This is a genomic window from Streptomyces sp. NBC_01257 (assembly GCF_035917255.1).
GTDB lineage: Bacteria > Actinomycetota > Actinomycetes > Streptomycetales > Streptomycetaceae > Streptomyces.
In genome coordinates, this window is sequence record NZ_CP108472.1 from 6,719,574 (window position 1) to 6,739,115 (window position 19,542).

Annotated in this window: 10 protein-coding genes, 1 tRNA gene and 1 rRNA gene; 11 read left to right on the plus strand and 1 reads right to left on the minus strand. The window is 69.1% G+C overall.

Annotated elements, in window-relative coordinates; genetic code table 11:
* Positions 1-76: 76 nt before the first annotated feature.
* The 3 genes from rrf to ltrA all read left to right on the plus strand — a co-directional run bounded on the left by rrf (position 77) and on the right by ltrA (position 2,385).
* A 5S ribosomal RNA gene (rrf, locus tag OG408_RS29385) occupies positions 77-193 on the plus strand.
* Between the two features lie 232 nt (positions 194-425).
* Positions 426-498, plus strand: a tRNA-Thr gene (locus tag OG408_RS29390).
* A gap of 468 nt (positions 499-966) precedes the next feature.
* Positions 967-2,385 (plus strand): group II intron reverse transcriptase/maturase, encoded by a 1,419-nt coding sequence (gene ltrA / locus OG408_RS29395; RefSeq protein ID WP_326672846.1) that lies wholly within the window; start codon positions 967-969, stop codon positions 2,383-2,385.
* 112 nt (positions 2,386-2,497) lie between these two features.
* On the opposite strand, the gene OG408_RS29400 is transcribed toward ltrA, so the two are convergent.
* Positions 2,498-5,116: a SpoIIE family protein phosphatase gene (locus tag OG408_RS29400; RefSeq protein ID WP_266783603.1), complete on the minus strand. Its 2,619-nt coding sequence runs from the start codon at positions 5,114-5,116 to the stop codon at positions 2,498-2,500.
* Between the two features lie 423 nt (positions 5,117-5,539).
* On the opposite strand from OG408_RS29400, the gene OG408_RS29405 reads away from it, so the two are divergent.
* From OG408_RS29405 to OG408_RS29440, 8 genes are all read left to right on the plus strand, one after another.
* The gene (locus tag OG408_RS29405) at positions 5,540-11,011 is read left to right on the plus strand and encodes a HAMP domain-containing protein (protein WP_285574489.1); all 5,472 of its coding nucleotides are present in this window, start codon (positions 5,540-5,542) and stop codon (positions 11,009-11,011) included.
* Between the two features lie 245 nt (positions 11,012-11,256).
* Positions 11,257-11,934 (plus strand): response regulator, encoded by a 678-nt coding sequence (locus tag OG408_RS29410; RefSeq protein ID WP_326672849.1) that lies wholly within the window; start codon positions 11,257-11,259, stop codon positions 11,932-11,934.
* Positions 11,935-12,196: 262 nt separating this feature from the next.
* Entirely contained in the window at positions 12,197-14,977 is a 2,781-nt protein-coding gene (locus OG408_RS29415; protein WP_326672851.1) for a DNA translocase FtsK, read from the plus strand.
* A 204-nt stretch (positions 14,978-15,181) separates the two neighbouring features.
* Entirely contained in the window at positions 15,182-15,982 is an 801-nt protein-coding gene (locus tag OG408_RS29420; RefSeq protein WP_266783611.1) for a helix-turn-helix domain-containing protein, read from the plus strand.
* Positions 15,983-16,117: 135 nt separating this feature from the next.
* Positions 16,118-17,596 carry a 30S ribosomal protein S12 methylthiotransferase RimO gene (rimO, locus tag OG408_RS29425; RefSeq protein WP_266783613.1) on the plus strand — a complete coding sequence of 493 codons (1,479 nt, stop codon included), beginning with the start codon at positions 16,118-16,120 and terminating at the stop codon, positions 17,594-17,596.
* Entirely contained in the window at positions 17,593-18,384 is a 792-nt protein-coding gene (gene pgsA / locus OG408_RS29430; protein WP_266783615.1) for a CDP-diacylglycerol--glycerol-3-phosphate 3-phosphatidyltransferase, read from the plus strand. The genes rimO and pgsA overlap by 4 nt, the downstream gene beginning before the upstream one ends.
* Positions 18,381-18,890, plus strand: coding sequence for a CinA family protein (locus tag OG408_RS29435; RefSeq protein ID WP_266783617.1), 510 nt, complete (start codon positions 18,381-18,383; stop codon positions 18,888-18,890). The genes pgsA and OG408_RS29435 overlap by 4 nt, the downstream gene beginning before the upstream one ends.
* 109 nt (positions 18,891-18,999) lie before the next feature.
* Positions 19,000-19,383, plus strand: coding sequence for a helix-turn-helix domain-containing protein (locus tag OG408_RS29440; RefSeq protein WP_003965837.1), 384 nt, complete (start codon positions 19,000-19,002; stop codon positions 19,381-19,383).
* Positions 19,384-19,542: the final 159 nt, after the last annotated feature.

Genomic DNA, 19,542 nt, shown 5'->3' on the forward strand with positions numbered 1-19,542 from the left:
TGCTCGCGTCCACTGTGTTAGTTCTGAAATAACGAACGGCCGTGTTTTGTTCCGGTGTTGGTTAATTTCATAGTGTTTCGGTGGTCATTGCGTTAGGGAAACGCCCGGTTACATTCCGAACCCGGAAGCTAAGCCTTTCAGCGCCGATGGTACTGCAGGGGGGACCCTGTGGGAGAGTAGGACGCCGCCGAACTCCTTTTAGAATGGTTGAGCCCCGTGCCCTTGTGGCACGGGGCTTTTCCGCGTTTACAGAGTCTCTCGGCCGGCGAGCTGCGGCCGGCCGCGGCGGCCTCGGGGGAGGCGCCGGCTGTTGCAACGCCTCTGCTGGAACGCCGCTGGTGGGCGGGCTGGTGACGGTGCGACAGGCGGTTTTGCACACCCCCTCGTTCAGGGTATGCTTTAGCTCGTTGCCGCAGGGCAGCAAGGCCCCAATAGCTCAGTCGGTAGAGCGTCTCCATGGTAAGGAGAAGGTCTGCGGTTCGATTCCGCATTGGGGCTCAGAACAGGGAAAGGCCCCCGCCACTTGGCGGGGGCCTTTCGCGTAGTGCGCCCAGCATGGGCGATTGCTTGGGGGTGGAAGTCCCCTGGGGGAAGAGGTGGTGCTTACCCCGAGCCGGAGGCAAGGGCGTCATCGTGAGGTGGGGTCTGGAGGAAGCCCGAGGCGAGACCTGGGTACCGAGGAACACGAACCGCGTATGAGGCGTGCTGGTCGGGTGAGCCTGCTACGGAAGGCGAAGCCCGTCTCCACCAAGAAGGCCAGTGCGTAAACGCGGCGGGGATCCAGGGACAGTGATCGTTCTTACCTGGGGAGATCTGTCCGGGTGTCGGTTGTGCTGAGGCGTCGCCGCGCCGACGGGCCGCATCGGAAGGTGCGGTCTGACCGGGCAGAAGTCAGCAGAGGCCGTAGTACCAGCCGGGATGAGTACGGCGGCTGGGAAGGGCCGAACATCGAGTGGAACGGACGATGTGGTGGTTGCTCGTGCTGGTCATGGTGATCGCAGCAAAACTGCTTCGGCGGTGCCGTGGGGGGAAGAGTCGGTGCACCCGGTGACGCCGTCGACGGAGCGTAGTGACCGGTCGGCGCGCTCCATGAAGGAAGTTCACCACGAACGGGAAACCTCTTTGTGGGAGTTGATGCTCTCGAAGGAGAACCTGCTCGTGGCGCTCAACCGTGTCGAGGTGAACCGGGGTGCTCCCGGGGTGGACGGCATGACTACGGCCGAACTCAGGCCGTGGGTTGCGGTGCACTGGCCCGAGGTCCGGGCTGAACTCGATGCGGGCATCTACCGGCCGGCGCCGGTTCGTCAGGTGATCATCCCGAAGCCTGGCGGCGGCGAGCGGATGCTGGGGGTGCCGCGGGTGCTGGACCGCTTGATCCAGCAGGCCATCGCGCAAGTACTCGTGCCCATCTTCGACCCTGGCTTTTCCGGGTCGTCCTTCGGGTTCCGTCCCGGCCGGTCCGCCCATCAGGCGGTGCGTGTCGCGCGGCGGGCCGTTGAGGACGGCAATCGGTGGGTCGTGGACCTTGATCTGGACCGGTTCTTTGACCGGGTTCAGCACGATGTTCTGATGGCACGGGTGGCGCGCAAGGTCAGTGACCGCAGGGTTCTGAAGCTGATCCGGAGGTATCTGGAAGCCGGGATCATGGTGGACGGCGTGAAGATGCCGAGCGTGGAGGGGACCCCGCAGGGGTCGCCCCTGTCGCCCGTCCTGTCGAACATCATGCTCGACGATCTGGACCGGGAACTGTTCAGGCGTGGTCACCGGTTCGCGCGCTATGCCGACGATCTGCGGATCTTCGTGCGGAGTAAGCGAGCCGCTCAGAGAGTGCTCGACTCGGTCACGGCCGTGGTCGAGCAGCGGTTGAAACTGAAGGTCAACCGGGACAAGTCGAAGGTGGTCCCAGCTTCTCGTATGACGATGCTGGGGTTTGGCTTCTACTTCGTCCGGGGCGGGGAGGTCAGGATCAGGGTCGACCCGAAGGCGCTCGCGCGTTGGAAGGTACGGATCAGGGAACTGACGTCTCGCCGGTGGAGTATCGCGATGGATGAACGCATCGCGAAGATCAACCACTTCACCACTGGCTGGATGGGCTACTTCCAGCTCGCGGACACCCCCAAGGTGTTCCAGGGGCTGGACAAGTGGCTCCACCGCAGGATGCGGCAGATCCGCTGGAAGGAATGGAAACGGCACGCGACCAGACGTCGTAACCTGCGGGCGCTCGGGATCGGTGAGCGTTCTGCTCAGGAATGGGCGGCCAGTAGCAAAGGCTACTGGCGGATCGCGGGATCGGTCGTCCTCCAGCGGGCGCTGCCCAACTCTCACTGGGAGGGTCTTGGCCTGCGCATGCTCAAGCCGACCTGGCAACGGTTGAGATCAGCTTGATGAACCGCCGGATGCGTGGCCCGCATGTCCGGTGGTGTGAGAGGAGGGACGGGCGACCCGTCCCTCCTACTCGATTCCGGAGGCATCGGAAGCCATCCGGAGTCATCGGCCGTTACACGGCGGCCGGTGGCTCCGGGACGCGCATCGCGAGGATGGCCATGTCGTCCGATGCCGGCTCGGCGGCGAAGCGCTCGACGGCCCGCAGAATGCGTGCCGCGACTGCTCCGGCCGTCAGGCCCGTGCAGTTGGCCAGGACGTCCGCCAGGCCGTCGTCACCGAGCATGCGCGTGCCTTCGCGGCGTTCGGTGACACCGTCGGTCACGCACAGCAGGACGTCACCCGGTTCCAGGGTCACCGTCTGCTCGTACAGTTCCAGGTCCTCGATGACGCCCAGCAGGGGCTGGGGTTCGGCGGCTGCCTCGACCGAGCCGTCCTGGCGCAGGCGCAGGGGCAGCGGATGGCCGGCACAGACCACCTTCAGAAGGGCGCTGCCGTCCTCCTGGGGCCACAACTCCCCGTACAGGAGGGTCAGGAAGCGGCTGCGGGCGCCCTCGTCGAGGATCGCGGCGTTCAGCCGCTCCAGGACGGCGGGGCCGCCGAAGCCCTCGCGGGCGAGCAGGCGCAGGGCGTGCCGGGCCAGACCCGTGACCGCCGCCGCCTCCGGGCCCGTGCCGCAGACGTCGCCGATGGCGAAGCCGTAGGCGCCGTCACGGATCGGGAAGACGTCGTAGAAGTCGCCGCCCACCTCGTTGCCCTCACCGGCTGCCCGGTAGATGACCTCGATCTCGACATTGGGCACGTCGGGCAGCCCCGGCGGCAGCAGACTGCGCTGCAGGGACTGGCTGATCGCCATGCGCTCCGAGTAGAGGCGGGCGTTGTCCAGGGCGAGGGCTGCCCGGCGCGAGAGGTCCTCGGCGAGCTCCAGGATCTCCTGGCGGAAGTGGTCGTCGGACGGTTTGCCGAGCGTGAGCATGCCGATGACGCGGTTGCGGGCGACGAGCGGCAGGACCACGGTCTCCCCGCCCACCGCGGCCGCGGTGGCCAGCGTCGTACGGATACCCGCGCCCAGCCCGCCGGGGTCGCCGAGGCCGATGTTCCGCATCGACGTCCGCAGAGCCGCCTCGTGGGCGGCCTCGGAGGGTGCGGCCCAGACCCGGGCTCCCGGTGTCGGTACCGGGTCAGGCGGGGCGATCTTGGAGAGCAGGGCCTTGAGACCGTCGATCCGCTCCTCGTCCTCGTGCAGGACGTACGAGAGGTACGGGTCCGATGACTGGTCGGCGATCGTGTAGACCGCGCACCAGGTGGCCAGGGTGGGCACCGTCATCTGTGCCATCAGGGCGAGCGTCTGGTCGCGGTCGAGCGTGCCGGCCAGCAGGTCGGACGCCTCGACGAGGAAGGAGAGGGAGCCGCGGCGCAGCCGTTCCAGTTCGCCCAGGCGGGCGGACTCGACGGCCAGGGCGATGCGGTCCGCGGCGAACTGGAGGCGCAGGGCCTCCTCGTTCGAGTACCGGCCGGCGGCCTCCGCCGCGACGCCCAGGGAGCCCGTGAGCCGGCCCTCGACCTTCAGCGGAACCGTCACCACCGAGCGCATGCCCGTGTCGGTGAGCAGCGGGACGGCGCCGGGCACGGCGTCGAGGTCCTCGTGGACGGCCGGCATGCGCGCGGAGCCGTAGCGTCCGGTGCCGGCCTCGACGGGGACGCGGGCGAAGCGCTGGCGGGCCGAGGGCAGGCCGGTCGTGGCCCGGACCTCCAGCTCGGTCTCGTCGTCCGTCGCCAGCAGCAGGAACGCCGCGTCGGCGTCGAGCATGTCGCGGGCGCGCTCGACGGTGCGCTGGAGCAGGCCGTCGAGGTCGTCGGGGGCGGGGGAGCCGATGAAGACCTCGAAGGGGTCCGTCGACCGGCTCTCGGTGTTCGCGTCGGAGACCGGAGTGCGTACCGGTGACTGGAGCACCGCCCGCTCGTAGTCGCGCACCAGCAGGCACACGGTCGAGGGCTCGCCCTGGGTGTCCCGTACGCGCAGGTGGGAGCCGTAGACCGGGATCGTACGGCCGTCGGCGCCCCGGATGCCGTAGCTGCCCTCCCAGCGGGACAGGCGCAGCGCGTCCGCGATGCCGGTGTTGGTGCCGGGGGTCTGCGGCCAGGCGGTGAAGTCCGTGAGCTGCTTGCCGGTGACCTGTTCCGCCGTGTGTCCGAAGAGATACGTGGCGTCGTCGTTCCACGCGGCGATGGCCCCGGTGCTGTCGATCTGGACGACGGCCACCCTGACGCGTTCGTCGGTGACGGGGAGCAGGCCGACGGGGAGCAGCGGGCCCGCGGAGCGGATGCCCACCGGCCGGTCGGGGAGGTCGAGCTGGAACCAGACGTGTTTGTGCGTGGGGGAGTACTCGACGCCCCAGCGGGAGGCCAGGGCCGCGCACAGCAGCAGGCCGCGGCCGCTCTCCCGGTCGGGGCTGCCGAAGTCCAGGCCGGTGGACTGGAGCGGGATCTCCCGTTCCGGGTAGTGGTCGGAGACCTCGACCCGGACCCCGTCCTCCGTGCGCAGACACAGCACGTCCGCCGCGGTGCCCGCATGGACCACCGCGTTGGTGACGAGCTCGCTGGTCAGGACGACGGCGTCGTCGACCACGTCGGTGTATCCCCACCCCTGGAGGGTGTCCCGGACAAAGGCGCGGGCCGTCGCGACGGAGCGCCCGACCGGTTCGAAGGTGGCAGCCGCGCGCGCCGTGATCACAGCACTCCCCATATGGTGTGTCGTCGCTTCCCCGAGTCCTGTGCCCGTTTCTCGCCGCTTCGATTCGCTTGCCAGGCTAGACGCTCCCTCCACGTGCCGGGTACACGAGGGCCGGGTTCGGGCAGGGACCGGCAGGAACAGGGTGCTGAACGGACAAGTGTGGGCTTCCCCATGGAGGGATGTGGGACAACCATGGGAGGTTCCACCCCGACCGCTTCCGGCCTGGTACGTTTCAACGATTTGACGTCCGCATGGTCACCCGTCGACGGTGGGCTGTGGCGGTGAGCCATAGAGGATCTGGGCAAGCTCTCGGACAGGGCCCGACAAGGCCCGAGCGATTCGGTCAACCCCTGCGGGAGGGACACGGTGGAGTCTGACGTGGCGGCGCGGGGATCAGGTACGCGCAGTAAAGGCGGACAGTCCGTGAAGAAGCAGCGCAATGGAACCGTCGAGGTCGACGCCGCGGCACTCAACAGACTGCTGTCCGGTCTGGTGGCCATGCGGGACGGGAACTTCCGCAGGCGCGTGACCGTCTCCGGCGACGGCGTGATGGCGGAGCTCGCGGCCGTCTTCAACGAGGTCGCCGACCGCAATGTGCATCTCACCGGTGAGCTCGCCCGCGTGCGGCGTGTGGTCGGCCGGGAGGGCAAGCTCACCGAGCGGCTGGAGACGGGGGCCTGCGAGGGCTCCTGGGCGGCCGCGATCGACGCGTCCAACGAACTGGTCGACGATCTCGCGCGCCCGGTCTCGGAGGTCGGGCGGGTGCTGTCGGCGGTCGCCGACGGTGATCTCGAACAGCGGATGGAACTGCGGTCGCACACGGCGGACGAGACGGTACGGCCGCTGCGCGGCGAGTTCCTGAAGGTCGCGCGTACGGTCAACAACCTCGTCGACCAGCTGTCGGCGTTCACCGAGCAGGTGACGCGGGTCGCGGTCGAGGTGGGCACCGAGGGGAAGCTGGGCGGCCAGGCCCAGGTGCGCGGGATGTCCGGGTCCTGGAAGGACCTCACGGACTCCGTCAACACCATGGCGTTCCGGCTGACCGCGCAGGTGCGCGACATCGCCCTGGTGACGACGGCGGTCGCCAAGGGTGATCTGTCGCGGAAGGTCACCGTGCATGTGGCCGGTGAGATGGCCCAGCTGAAGAACACCGTCAACACGATGGTCGACCAGCTGTCCTCGTTCTCCTCCGAGGTGACCCGCGTCGCCCGTGAGGTGGGTACCGAGGGCGAGCTCGGCGGTCAGGCGACGGTGCCGGGCGTGGCCGGGGTCTGGAAGGACCTCACGGACTCCGTCAACACGATGGCGGGCAACCTCACCTCCCAGGTGCGCGGCATCGCCGAGGTGACGACGGCGGTCGCCAACGGTGACCTGTCGCAGAAGGTCCGGGTGAGCGCGCGCGGCGAGGTCGCCCAGCTCGCCGAGACCATCAACCAGATGACCGAGACGCTGCGCACCTTCGCGGACGAGGTCACCCGGGTGGCCAGCGAGGTCGGTGGCGAGGGCGTGCTCGGCGGCCAGGCACAGGTGCCGGGTGCCGCGGGTACGTGGAAGGACCTCACCGACTCGGTGAACACCGTCTTCCGCAATCTGACGACCCAGGTGCGGGACATCGCCCAGGTGACCACGGCGGTCGCCAGTGGTGACATGTCGCAGAAGGTCACCGTCGATGTGGCCGGCGAGATGCTGGAGCTGAAGAACACCGTCAACACGATGGTCGACCAGCTGCAGTCCTTCGGTTCGGAAGTGACCCGGGTGGCCCGGGAGGTCGGCGTCGAGGGCCGGCTGGGCGGCCAGGCCGAGGTGCCGGGCGCCGCCGGTACGTGGAAGGACCTCACGGACTCCGTCAACACGGCGTTCCGGAACCTGACGGGTCAGGTGCGCGACATCGCGCAGGTGACGACCGCGGTGGCCAACGGGGACCTGTCGCAGAAGGTCACCGTCGACGTGGCCGGCGAGATGCTGGAACTGAAGAACACCGTCAACACGATGGTGGCGCAGCTGTCCTCGTTCGCCGACCAGGTGACGCGGATGGCGCGGGACGTGGGCACGGAGGGCCGCCTCGGCGGTCAGGCGCGGGTCGACGGTGTCTCCGGTACGTGGAAGGAGCTCACCGACTCCGTCAACTTCATGGCGGGGAACCTGACCTCGCAGGTGCGCCAGATCGCGCAGGTGACCACGGCGGTGGCGCGGGGCGACCTGTCGCAGAAGATCGACGTGGACGCGCGCGGCGAGATCCTGGAGCTGAAGAACACCATCAACACGATGGTCGACCAGCTCTCCGCCTTCGCCGAGCAGGTGACCCGGGTGGCCCGCGAGGTGGGCACGGACGGGCGCCTCGGCGGTCAGGCGCAGGTGCCCGGCGTGGCCGGCGTGTGGCGTGATCTGACCGATTCGGTGAACGGCATGGCGGGGAACCTCACCGCCCAGGTCCGCAACATCGCGCAGGTCGCCACGGCGGTGGCGCGGGGCGACCTGTCGCAGAAGATCGACGTGGACGCGCGCGGCGAGATCCTGGAGCTGAAGAACACCCTCAACACGATGGTCGACCAGCTCTCGAACTTCGCGGAGCAGGTGACCCGGGTGGCCCGCGAGGTGGGTACCGAGGGCATTCTCGGCGGCCAGGCCGAGGTGCAGGGCGTGTCCGGTACGTGGAAGGACCTCACCCAGTCCGTCAACGGCATGGCGAACAACCTGACCCTCCAGGTCCGCAACATCGCCGAGGTCACCACCGCGGTCGCCAACGGGGATCTCTCCAAGAAGATCACCGTCGACGCCAAGGGCGAGATCCTGGAGCTGGTCACCACCGTCAACACGATGGTCGACCAGCTGATGAACTTCGGTGACGAGGTGACGCGGGTGGCCCGTGAGGTGGGCACCGAGGGCATCCTCGGCGGCCAGGCCCGGGTCCGCGGCGCCACGGGCATCTGGAAGGACCTCAGCGAGAACGTCAACCTGATGGCCAACAACCTGACCAGTCAGGTGCGGAACATCTCCCGGGTCTCGTCCGCGGTGGCCAACGGCGACCTGACGAAGAAGGTCACCGTCGAGGCGCGCGGCGAGGTCGCCGAGCTGGCCGACACCGTCAACACGATGGTGACGACCCTGTCCTCGTTCGCCGACGAGGTGACGCGAGTCGCCCGCGAGGTGGGCACGGAGGGCGAGCTGGGCGGCCAGGCGCGCGTCCCGGGGGTCTCCGGCACGTGGAAGGACCTGACCGAGTCGGTGAACTCGATGGCGTCCAACCTGACCGGTCAGGTGCGCCAGATCGCGACCGTCACCACCGCCATCGCCAAGGGCGATCTCACCAAGAAGATCGACATCGATGCCCGGGGCGAGATCCTGGAGCTGAAGAACACCATCAACACGATGGTCGACCAGCTCTCGTCGTTCGCCGATCAGGTGACCAGGGTGGCCCGTGAGGTGGGCACCGAGGGGCAGCTGGGCGGCCAGGCGCGGGTGCGGGACGTGGACGGCACCTGGCGTGACCTCACCGAGTCGGTGAACGAGATGGCCGGGAACCTGACCCGTCAGGTGCGCGCCATCGCGGCCGTCGCCACCGCGGTGACCCGCGGCGACCTCAACCTCAAGATCGATGTGGATGCCGCGGGCGAGATCCAGGCCCTGCAGGACAACATCAACACGATGATCGCCAACCTGCGCGACACCACCGCCACCAACAAGGAGCAGGACTGGCTCAAGGGCAACCTCGCCCGGATCTCCGGTCTGATGCAGGGGCGGCGCGACCTGGACGACGTGGCTTCGCTGATCATGAGCGAGCTGACGCCGGTCGTCTCCGCGCAGCACGGCGCGTTCTTCCTCGCCATGGCGACCGGGGACGCCGACGCGCTGGGTGCGGACGCGGACAGGGAGGGCGCGTACGAGCTCCGGATGCGCGGCAGCTACGGCTACTCCGCGGGCTCCATGCCGACGTCCTTCCGGCCGGGCGAGACGCTCATCGGCACGGCCGCCGAGGAGAAGCGGACGATCCAGGTGGACAACGTGCCGCCGGGGTACCTGAAGATCTCCTCCGGCCTCGGCGAGGCACCGCCCGCGCACGTGATCGTGCTGCCGGTGCTCTTCGAGGGGAAGGTCCTCGGAGTGATCGAGCTGGCCTCGTTCCAGCCGTTCACGCACATCCAGCGGGACTTCCTCAACCAGCTCGCCGAGATGATCGCCACCAGCGTCAACACGATCAGCGTCAACACCACGACCGAGAAGCTGCTGGAGCAGTCGCAGGAGCTCACCGAGCAACTGCGGGACCGGTCGCAGGAGTTGGAGAACCGGCAGAAGGCCCTTCAGGCGTCCAACGCCGAACTGGAGGAGAAGGCCGAGCTGCTGGCCCAGCAGAACCGCGACATCGAGGTCAAGAACACCGAGATCGAGGAGGCGCGGCAGGTCCTGGAGGAGCGCGCCGAGCAGCTCGCCGTCTCGATGCGCTACAAGTCGGAGTTCCTGGCGAACATGTCCCACGAGTTGCGGACACCGCTCAACTCGCTGCTGATTCTGGCCAAACTGCTGGCGGACAACGCCGAGGGCAATCTGTCGCCGAAGCAGGTGGAATTCGCCGAGACGATCCACGGGGCCGGTTCCGATCTGCTCCAGCTGATCAACGACATCCTCGATCTGTCGAAGGTCGAGGCGGGCAAGATGGATGTCAGCCCGACCCGGATCGCGCTGGTCCAGCTGGTCGACTACGTGGAGGCGACCTTCCGGCCGCTCACCGCGGAAAAGGGGCTGGATTTCTCCGTACGGGTGTCGCCGGAACTCCCGGCCACGCTGCACACCGACGAGCAGCGGCTGCTCCAGGTGCTGCGCAATCTGCTCTCCAACGCGGTGAAGTTCACCGACAGCGGCGCCGTCGAGCTGGTGATCCGGCATGCGGGCGCCGAGGTGCCGAACGCGATCCGCGAGCAGTTGCTGGAGGCGGGTTCGCTGCGGGACGCCGACGCCGACCTGATCGCGTTCTCGGTGACCGACACGGGCATCGGGATCGCGTCCAGCAAGATGCTGGTGATCTTCGAGGCGTTCAAGCAGGCGGACGGCACGACCAGCCGCAAGTACGGCGGCACCGGGCTCGGCCTCTCGATCAGCCGGGAGATCGCCCGGCTGCTGGGCGGTGAGATCCACGCGGCGAGCGAGCCGGGCCGCGGCTCGACGTTCACGCTGTACCTGCCGCTGCACCCGAGCGAACTCCCGCCGCAGGGCTATCCGCAGATCGGCCCCGGCCCCATCGAGATGCACGGTGTGGTGGTCGAGAGCGGCCGGCAGCCCGTGGCGGGCCAGGGACCCGGTCAGGGCTTCCAGAGCTACGGGCAGGCCTCCGGGATGCCGGGCGACGGGAACGAGCAGGGCGGCGCGGCAGGGCTGTTGCGGCGCCGGCGCAAGGCGCTGGGCAGTGCGAAGCAGCAGCCCGCGCTGCCGCCCAGGGCGGCGGCACCGGCGGCCCAGCCGGTGCAGCAGGAGCCGTGGACGCTGGGGAGCCAGGAGGAGCCCGAGGTCCGCAGGACGTTCCGGTTCAGCGGCGAGAAGGTACTGATCGTCGACGACGACATCCGTAACGTCTTCGCGCTCACCAGCGTGCTGGAGCAGCACGGGCTGTCGGTCCTGTACGCGGAGAACGGGCGCGAGGGGATCGAAGTCCTGGAGCAGCACGATGATGTGACGGTCGTGCTGATGGACATCATGATGCCGGAGATGGACGGTTATGCCACGACTTCGGCGATCCGCAGGATGCCGCAGTTCGCCGGTCTGCCGATCGTCGCGCTCACCGCGAAGGCGATGAAGGGCGACCGGGAGAAGGCGATCGACTCCGGCGCATCGGACTATGTCACCAAGCCGGTCGACCCTGATCATCTTCTGTCGGTTATGGAGCAGTGGATGCGCGGAGAGTGATCGCAAATTGAGCGAATCAATCGTGATTTGTTGACCGACTGTGTGCGAAGGAGTGTGGGAGCGCGGTTTCCGGGGAACCTTCTGGTCTCCCACCGCGTTTTTCCTACGTGCACAGTGACATCGCGGTGACAGGGTGTGGTGACGGGCGGGGTGCGGCTACCATGACCGGCACAAGGACGGACGGCGTAAGGGAGTCGTCCCCTGGGGCGGCGCCCGGTGCAATTCCGGGGCGAGGAGGACGGGCCATGGTGCAGAAGGCCAAGATCCTCCTGGTCGATGACCGGCCGGAGAATCTGCTGGCGCTGGAGGCCATCCTCTCTGCGCTCGATCAGACACTGGTACGGGCATCGTCAGGGGAGGAAGCGCTCAAAGCGCTGCTCACGGACGACTTCGCAGTCATTTTGCTGGACGTCCAGATGCCGGGCATGGACGGTTTCGAAACCGCCGCGCACATCAAGCGGCGGGAACGGACCCGGGACATCCCGATCATCTTTCTCACCGCGATCAACCACGGTCCGCATCACACCTTCCGGGGCTATGCGGCCGGCGCGGTGGACTACATCTCGAAGCCGTTCGACCCGTGGGTGCTGCGGGCGAAGGTCTCGGTCTTCGTCGAGCTGTACATGAAGAACTGCCAGTTGCGTGAGCAGGCGGCGCTGCTGCGCCTCCAGCTCGAGGGCGGCGGGCACGTGGGCGCGAACCACGAGAAGGAGCCCGCCGGACTGCTCGCCGAGCTCTCCGCGCGGCTCGCCGCGGTCGAGGAGCAGGCCGAGGCGCTCTCCAAGCAGCTCGACGACGAGTCGGCGGACGCCGCGGCCGTCGCCACCGCCGCCCATCTGGAACGGAAGCTGACCGGGCTGCGCAGGGCGCTGGACGCCCTGGAGCCCGGCACCGGCGGCGGACCGGCCACCCTTCCCTCGTAACAGCTCTGCGGGGCGCACCGCCCTTTCCCGCCGGGCCCCTTCGGGCCGGCGGGGGCTCAACTGGCCCGCGGACGTGGGTGTTCGGCGGAGGTGTCCCGGTTTCGGACCTTTCCGGCCCGGCGCCGCAGACGCCCGGCCCGGGGTGCCGGGTCGTCCGGACCCGGTGAGTGCGCGTCAGTTTGCGGCCGCCGTACGGCGACACGGTCGGGTGAACCGGCACGCGCACGTGTTCACCGCCGCAGACACCGGTAACCTCGGCCCCATGGCCTCACGTACGTCCGGCAAGGGTTCCCAGGGCACAGCGGGCACCGCGAAGCGCGTCGGTGGCGGCTCGGGCCCGGTGAAGAAAGCCGCGCCCGCGAAGAAGGCCGCTGCCAAGAAGACCGCGCCCGCGAGGAAGGCTCCCGCCAAGAAGGCGGTGGCGAAGAAGGCGGCCGCGCCCCGGCCGGCGCCCTCACCCACCGGCGGTGTGTACCGCCTGGTGCGCGCCGTCTGGCTCGGTGCCGCCCACGGCGTCGGCGCTATGTTCCGCGGCATAGGGCGTGGCGCCAAGGGCCTCGACCCCGCACACCGCAAGGACGGCGTCGCGCTCCTGCTGCTCGGCCTCGCGCTGGTCGTCGCCGCCGGCACCTGGTCGAATCTGCGCGGCCCGGTCGGCGACCTCGTGGAGATGCTCGTCACCGGCGCCTTCGGGCGGCTCGACCTGCTCGTGCCGATACTGCTGGGCGCCGTCGCGGTGCGGCTGATCCTCTATCCCGAGAAGCCCGAGGCCAACGGCCGGATCGTCATCGGACTGTCCGCCCTGGTCATCGGGGTGCTCGGGCAGGTCCACATCGCGTGCGGATCACCGGGCCGCGAGGACGGCACCGGGGCCATGCAGGACGCCGGCGGACTGATCGGCTGGGCCGCCTCCAAGCCCCTGATCTTCACCATGGGCGAGGTGCTCGCCGTCCCCCTGCTCCTGCTGCTCACCGTCTTCGGGCTGCTGGTCGTCACGGCGACCCCGGTGAACGCCATTCCGCAGCGGCTGCGGCTGCTCGGTTCCAAGCTGGGGATCATCGACCCGGTGTACGACCCGGATGACCTGAACGAGGACTACGAGGACGACGAGCGGTACGACGAGCAGTGGCGCGAGGCGCTGCCGGCGCGCTCGCGCCGTTCCTCCGGACGTCGTTCCGAGGCGCCCGAGGACTTCGACCCCGACCGGGCGGAGACCGACGCGCTCTCCAAGCGCCGCAGGCCGCGCAGGCCCTCCGTGCAGCCGGCGATGAACCGGCCGATGGACGCCGTGGACGTCGCGGCCGCCGCCGCCGCGGCGCTCGACGGTGCGGTGCTCAACGGCATGCCGCCCTCGCCGGTCGTCGCCGACCTCACCCAGGGCGTCTCGGTGGGCCGTGAGCGTGCGGGCACCCCGGTGCCGGGCGCCAGGGAGGCGGAGCCGGTCCGCAGGCCGGGGGAGAAGGCCTCCTCGCCCTCCGGGGGCGTGCCCGACCTGACCAAACCGGTCCCCGACCGCTCGGACTCGCAGCCGCTGCCGCCCCGCGCCGAGCAGCTCCAGCTCTCCGGCGACATCACCTACTCGCTTCCCTCGCTCGACCTCCTGGAGCGCGGCGGCCCCGGCAAGACCCGCAGCGCCGCCAACGACGCGATCGTCGCCTCCCTGACCAACGTCTTCACCGAGTTCAAGGTCGACGCCGCCGTCACCGGTTTCACCCGGGGGCCGACGGTCACGCGGTACGAGGTGGAGCTCGGCCCCGCCGTGAAGGTCGAGCGGATCACGGCGCTCGCCAAGAACATCGCGTACGCCGTCGCCAGCCCCGACGTCCGGATCATCTCGCCGATCCCGGGCAAGTCCGCGGTCGGCATCGAGATCCCCAACTCCGACCGTGAGATGGTCAACCTCGGAGACGTGCTGCGGCTCGCGGACGCGGCCGAGGACGACCACCCCATGCTGGTCGCGCTCGGCAAGAACGTCGAGGGCGGCTACGAGATGGCCAACCTCGCGAAGATGCCGCACGTCCTGGTGGCCGGTGCGACCGGCTCCGGAAAGTCCTCCTGCATCAACTGCCTGATCACCTCGGTGATGGTGCGGGCGACGCCGGAGGACGTCCGGATGGTGCTGGTCGACCCCAAGCGCGTCGAGCTGACCGCGTACGAGGGCATTCCGCACCTGATCACGCCGATCATCACCAACCCCAAGAAGGCCGCCGAGGCCCTCCAGTGGGTCGTGCGGGAGATGGACCTGCGCTACGACGACCTCGCCGCGTTCGGCTACCGGCACATCGACGACTTCAACCACGCCGTGCGCACCGGCAAGCTGAAGACGCCCGAGGGCAGCGAGCGGGAGCTCTCGCCGTACCCGTACCTGCTGGTGATCGTCGACGAGCTGGCCGACCTGATGATGGTGGCCCCCCGTGACGTCGAGGACTCGATCGTCCGCATCACCCAGCTGGCCCGCGCCGCCGGTATCCATCTGGTGCTCGCCACCCAGCGTCCCTCGGTGGACGTCGTGACCGGACTGATCAAGGCGAACGTGCCCTCCCGGCTCGCCTTCGCCACCTCCTCGCTCGCCGACAGCCGCGTCATCCTGGACCAGCCCGGCGCCGAGAAGCTCATCGGAAAGGGTGACGGACTGTTCCTGCCGATGGGGGCGAACAAGCCGACCCGTATGCAGGGCGCCTTCGTCACCGAGGCCGAGGTCGCGGCGGTCGTCCAGCACTGCAAGGACCAGATGGCACCCGTCTTCCGCGACGACGTAGTGGTCGGGACCAAGCAGAAGAAGGAGATCGACGAGGACATCGGCGACGATCTGGATCTGCTCTGCCAGGCCGCTGAGCTGGTCGTTTCCACCCAGTTCGGGTCCACGTCGATGCTCCAGCGCAAGCTGCGGGTGGGCTTCGCCAAGGCCGGGCGGCTGATGGACCTGATGGAGTCCCGGAACATCGTCGGGCCGAGCGAGGGCTCCAAGGCCCGCGACGTCATGGTGAAACCGGACGAACTCGACGGGGTGTTGGCGCTGATCCGCGGGGAAACCGGTTCGTAAGGGTTTTGCGGGCAACCGTTTCGCCGGGCCGTACGTCAAGTTGAAGGGAGGGACAGCAGGATGTCCTTCCCGGGGCGGTCCGGCGAATCCGACTCTGTTCGAATCTGGATGGCGTACAAAGTCGTCCCTCCCGGTTGCCCCACCCTTTCGTACCCCCCCTAGACTGAACACCCAGCAGGTGGCTCACGCTCGAAAGGCGCCCCCGTGTCCATCGGCAACTCCCCCGAAGACGACCGGCCTTCGATCGGTCGAGTGCTTCAGCAGGCTCGCATCGCCGCAGGTCTCACGGTCGAAGAGATCAGCACGTCCACCCGGGTGCGCATCCCCATCGTGCACGCGATCGAGGAGGACGACTTCTCCCGCTGCGGCGGCGACGTGTACGCCCGCGGCCATATCCGAACGCTGGCACGTGCCGTAGGCACCGATCCGGAACCGCTGGTTTCGCAGTACGACGCCGAGCACGGCGGCCGTCCCGCGCCCACGCCGGCGGCACCGCTGTTCGAGGCCGAGCGGATCCGTTCCGAACCCCGTCGGCCCAACTGGACCGCGGCCATGGTCGCGGCGATCGTCGCCGTGGTCGGTTTCGTCGGCTTCACCTTCTTCAAGGGCGGTGACGAGCCCTCGACCGCCGGCCGGGTCGCCGAAGGCCCGACCTCCGACAAGATCACCCCCAAGCCGGCCTCCAGCAAGCCCGTCGACCCCAAGCCGGCCCCCTCGGACAGTGCCATCGCGGCAGCGCCCCAGGACAAGGTGACGGTCAAGCTCAGCGCGAGCCAGGGCAAGAGCTGGATCTCCGCCAAGGACCACAACGGCCGTTCCCTCTTCGACGGAACCCTCCAGCAGGGCGAGACGAAGACCTTCCAGGACAAGGAGCGGGTCGACCTCGTCCTCGGTGACGCCGGTTCGATCGAGCTCTTCGTCAACGGCAAGAAGGTCGAGGACCAGTTCCAGCCGGGACAGGTCGAGCGGCTCTCGTACACCAAGGGCGACCCCGAGGTCGGCTGACCGCAGGACCTGCCCGTCCACACATCGCGGCGAGCGCCCGGCCATCGCGCCGGGCGCTCGCCGTCTTTGTCACTCGCTGTAACGGGCGAACCCTGCACGGCGGGGCCAGTGCCGGGACAAAGTAGTCTTGAGCCCATGCCCGAACGCCGTACCGTCGCCCTTGTCACTCTTGGCTGCGCCCGTAACGAGGTGGACTCGGAGGAGCTCGCAGGCCGCTTGGCAGCGGACGGCTGGGAGCTCGTCGAGGATGCCTCCGATGCCGATGTCGCCGTGGTCAACACCTGTGGATTCGTCGAGGCCGCCAAGAAGGACTCCGTCGATGCCCTGCTCGAAGCCAATGATCTGAAGGACCACGGCCGCACCCAGGCCGTCGTCGCCGTCGGCTGCATGGCCGAGCGCTACGGCAAGGACCTCGCCGAGGCCCTGCCGGAGGCGGACGGCGTCCTCGGATTCGACGACTACGCAGACATCTCCGACCGCCTCCAGACCATCCTCAACGGCGGCATCCACGCCTCCCACACCCCGAAGGACCGCCGCAAGCTGCTCCCGATCAGCCCGGCCGAGCGGCAGGACGCCGCCGTCGCGCTGCCCGGCCACGCGCAGGAGACCGCACCCGCCCCCGCCGACCTGCCGGACGGCGTCGCACCGGTCTCCGGTCCGCGGGCGCCCCTGCGCCGCCGTCTGGGCACCAGCCCCGTCGCCTCCGTGAAGCTGGCCTCCGGCTGCGACCGCCGCTGCTCCTTCTGCGCCATCCCGTCCTTCCGCGGCTCCTTCATCTCCCGGCGGCCCTCGGACGTCCTGGGCGAGACGCGCTGGCTGGCCGAGCAGGGCGTGAAGGAGGTCATGCTCGTCTCCGAGAACAACACCTCGTACGGCAAGGACCTCGGCGACATCCGCCTCCTGGAGACGCTGCTCCCGGAGCTCGCGGACGTCGAGGGGATCGAGCGCATCCGGGTCAGCTATCTGCAGCCCGCCGAGATGCGGCCCGGTCTGATCGACGTACTGACGTCGACGCCGAAGGTCGCGCCCTACTTCGACCTGTCCTTCCAGCACTCGGCCCCGGGCGTGCTGCGCGCGATGCGGCGCTTCGGTGACACCGACAGCTTCCTGGGGCTCCTGCACACCATCCGGAGCAAGGCACCGCAGGCCGGCGCCCGCTCCAACTTCATCGTGGGCTTCCCCGGCGAGACCGAGGACGACCTCGCGGAGCTGGAACGGTTCCTCACGGGAGCCCGCCTCGACGCCATCGGCGTCTTCGGCTACTCCGACGAGGACGGCACCGAGGCGGTCGGTTACGAGAACAAGCTGGACGCCGACACGATCGCCGAGCGCCTGGCGCACATCTCGCAGCTGGCCGAGGAACTGACCTCGCAGCGGGCCGAGGAGCGCGTCGGGGAGTCGCTCCAGGTGCTGGTCGAGTCGGTCGAGGCCACCGAGGACGAGTCGCGGGCGGTGGGCCGCGCCGCCCACCAGGCTCCCGAAACGGACGGCCAGGTGCTCTTCACGGCACGCGAGGGACTTGTCCCGGGCCGTATGGTCGAGGCAAAGGTAGTGGGCACCGAGGGCGTGGACCTGGTGGCCGAATGCTGTGAGCTTGCGGAGGTAGCCAGATGACCGGAGTCCCGGCATCCGCGGCAGGCGGTTCCGGCGCGACGCCGGTCCGCGGCGGAAAACTGGGTGCTGCGGCCGTCAATCAGGCCAGCCTGTGGAACATCGCCAATCTCCTCACCATGGCGCGGCTGGTGCTGGTCCCGGGGTTCGTCGTGCTGCTGCTTCACGACGGCGGGTACGACCCGGCCTGGCGTTCCATCGCCTGGGCCGCTTTCGCCGTCGCGATGATCACCGACGTGTTCGACGGGCATCTGGCGCGCAAGTACAACCTGGTCACCGACTTCGGCAAGATCGCCGACCCGATCGCCGACAAGGCGATCATGGGCGCTGCCCTGATCTGTCTGTCGTACCTCGGCGACCTGCCCTGGTGGGTCACCGGTGTGATCCTCTTCCGCGAGCTCGGCATCACGCTGATGCGCTTCTGGGTGATCCGGCACGGGGTGATCCCCGCCAGCCGCGGCGGGAAGATGAAGACGCTGGCGCAGGGGACCGCCGTCGGGATGTACGTCCTGGCGCTGACCGGTCCGCTGGCCACCCTGCGCTTCTGGGTGATGGCGGTGGCCGTCGTGCTGACGGTCGTCACCGGTCTGGACTACGTGCGCCAGGCGGTTGTGCTGCGACGCCAGGGAATCGCGGCGGACAGGGCGACTGCGGCCCAGGAGGCCGCCGAGGCGGCGCTGGAAGCCGTCGAGGGCGCCAGGAGCGCCGGGACGGTCCCTGAGGGCGCGGAGGCGGCGGAGCGGGTCTCCGGGGCTCCGGGGAACCGCGGCGCGGCGGAGGCCGAGCGGTGACAGCCGCGGCCCGGGTGCTGCGGCTGCTCGTCGAGCGGGGGGAGACCCTCGCCGTCGCCGAGTCGCTGACCGGCGGCCTGGTCGCGGCGGAGCTGACGTCCGTCCCCGGTGCCTCGCAAGCCTTCCGCGGGTCGGTTACGGCCTACGCGACCCCCCTCAAGAGTGAAGTCCTGGGAGTGGACGCGGACCTTCTGGCGGCGCGGGGAGCGGTTGACGCCGACGTCGCGCGCCAGATGGCGGCCGGCGTGCGCCGGGCGCTCGGCGCGGACTGGGGAGTGGCCACGACCGGTGTCGCGGGCCCCGAACCGCAGGACGGCCAACCGGTCGGAACGGTCTTCGTCGCAGTCTGCGGGCCCTCTGACGCCGGGAAAGTGACCGCCCTGCGGTTGAACGGCGGACGGGCGGACATCCGTATGGAGAGCGTACGGAGCGTGCTCGAACTGCTCTCCGGCGAACTCGACGGGTACGCGAGCGCACAGGATACGGAACACAACGGGGGGAATTGATGTTTGCAGCCCTGAGTGAACACGACATCGCTCCCCGCACGGCCGCAGCGCTAGGCGGTACGGTGGGGCGTGAAGGATGCGGCTACGCGGTCCGAGGAGGGAGCCACCGATGATTCTGCTCCGTCGCCTGCTTGGTGACGTGCTGCGTCGGCAGCGCCAGCGCCAAGGCCGTACTCTGCGCGAAGTCTCCTCGTCCGCCCGAGTCTCACTCGGCTATCTCTCCGAGGTGGAGCGGGGGCAGAAGGAGGCATCCTCCGAACTGCTCTCCGCCATTTGCGACGCGCTTGACGTACGGATGTCCGAGCTCATGCGTGAAGTGAGCGATGAGCTGTCCCTGGCCGAACTGGCCGAGTCGGCGGCAGCCAGCGATCCGGTCCCTGTACCGGTGCGCCCCATGCTCAATTCCGTCTCCGTTTCGTCGGTGGCGGGTGTGCCGTCGGGGCGGGTGACCATCAAGGCGCCTGCGGAAGCGGTGGATGTCGTCGCCGCCTGACCTGTTCGGTTCGGTGTGAAGCCGGAGCCCCGGTCCTCCCCTCAGGGGGCGGACCGGGGCTTCTGTGCGTTCCGGGTGCGGTGCGGAAGACGCGGATCCGTCCCGGATACGTACGGGATGCGCCGATGGGGTGTCGGGCGGCTTCCGGCGGGCAGGCGG

Bases quoted from the DNA above. Each gene is read 5' to 3' on its own strand.
- pgsA (WP_266783615.1), top strand. From the start codon at position 17,593: ATGACCGGAGTCCCGGCATCCGCGGCAGGCGGTTCCGGCGCGACGCCG.
- OG408_RS29415 (WP_326672851.1), top strand. From the start codon at position 12,197: ATGGCCTCACGTACGTCCGGCAAGGGTTCCCAGGGCACAGCGGGCACC.
- rimO (WP_266783613.1), top strand. From the start codon at position 16,118: ATGCCCGAACGCCGTACCGTCGCCCTTGTCACTCTTGGCTGCGCCCGT.
- OG408_RS29410 (WP_326672849.1), top strand. From the start codon at position 11,257: ATGGTGCAGAAGGCCAAGATCCTCCTGGTCGATGACCGGCCGGAGAAT.
- OG408_RS29440 (WP_003965837.1), top strand. From the start codon at position 19,000: ATGATTCTGCTCCGTCGCCTGCTTGGTGACGTGCTGCGTCGGCAGCGC.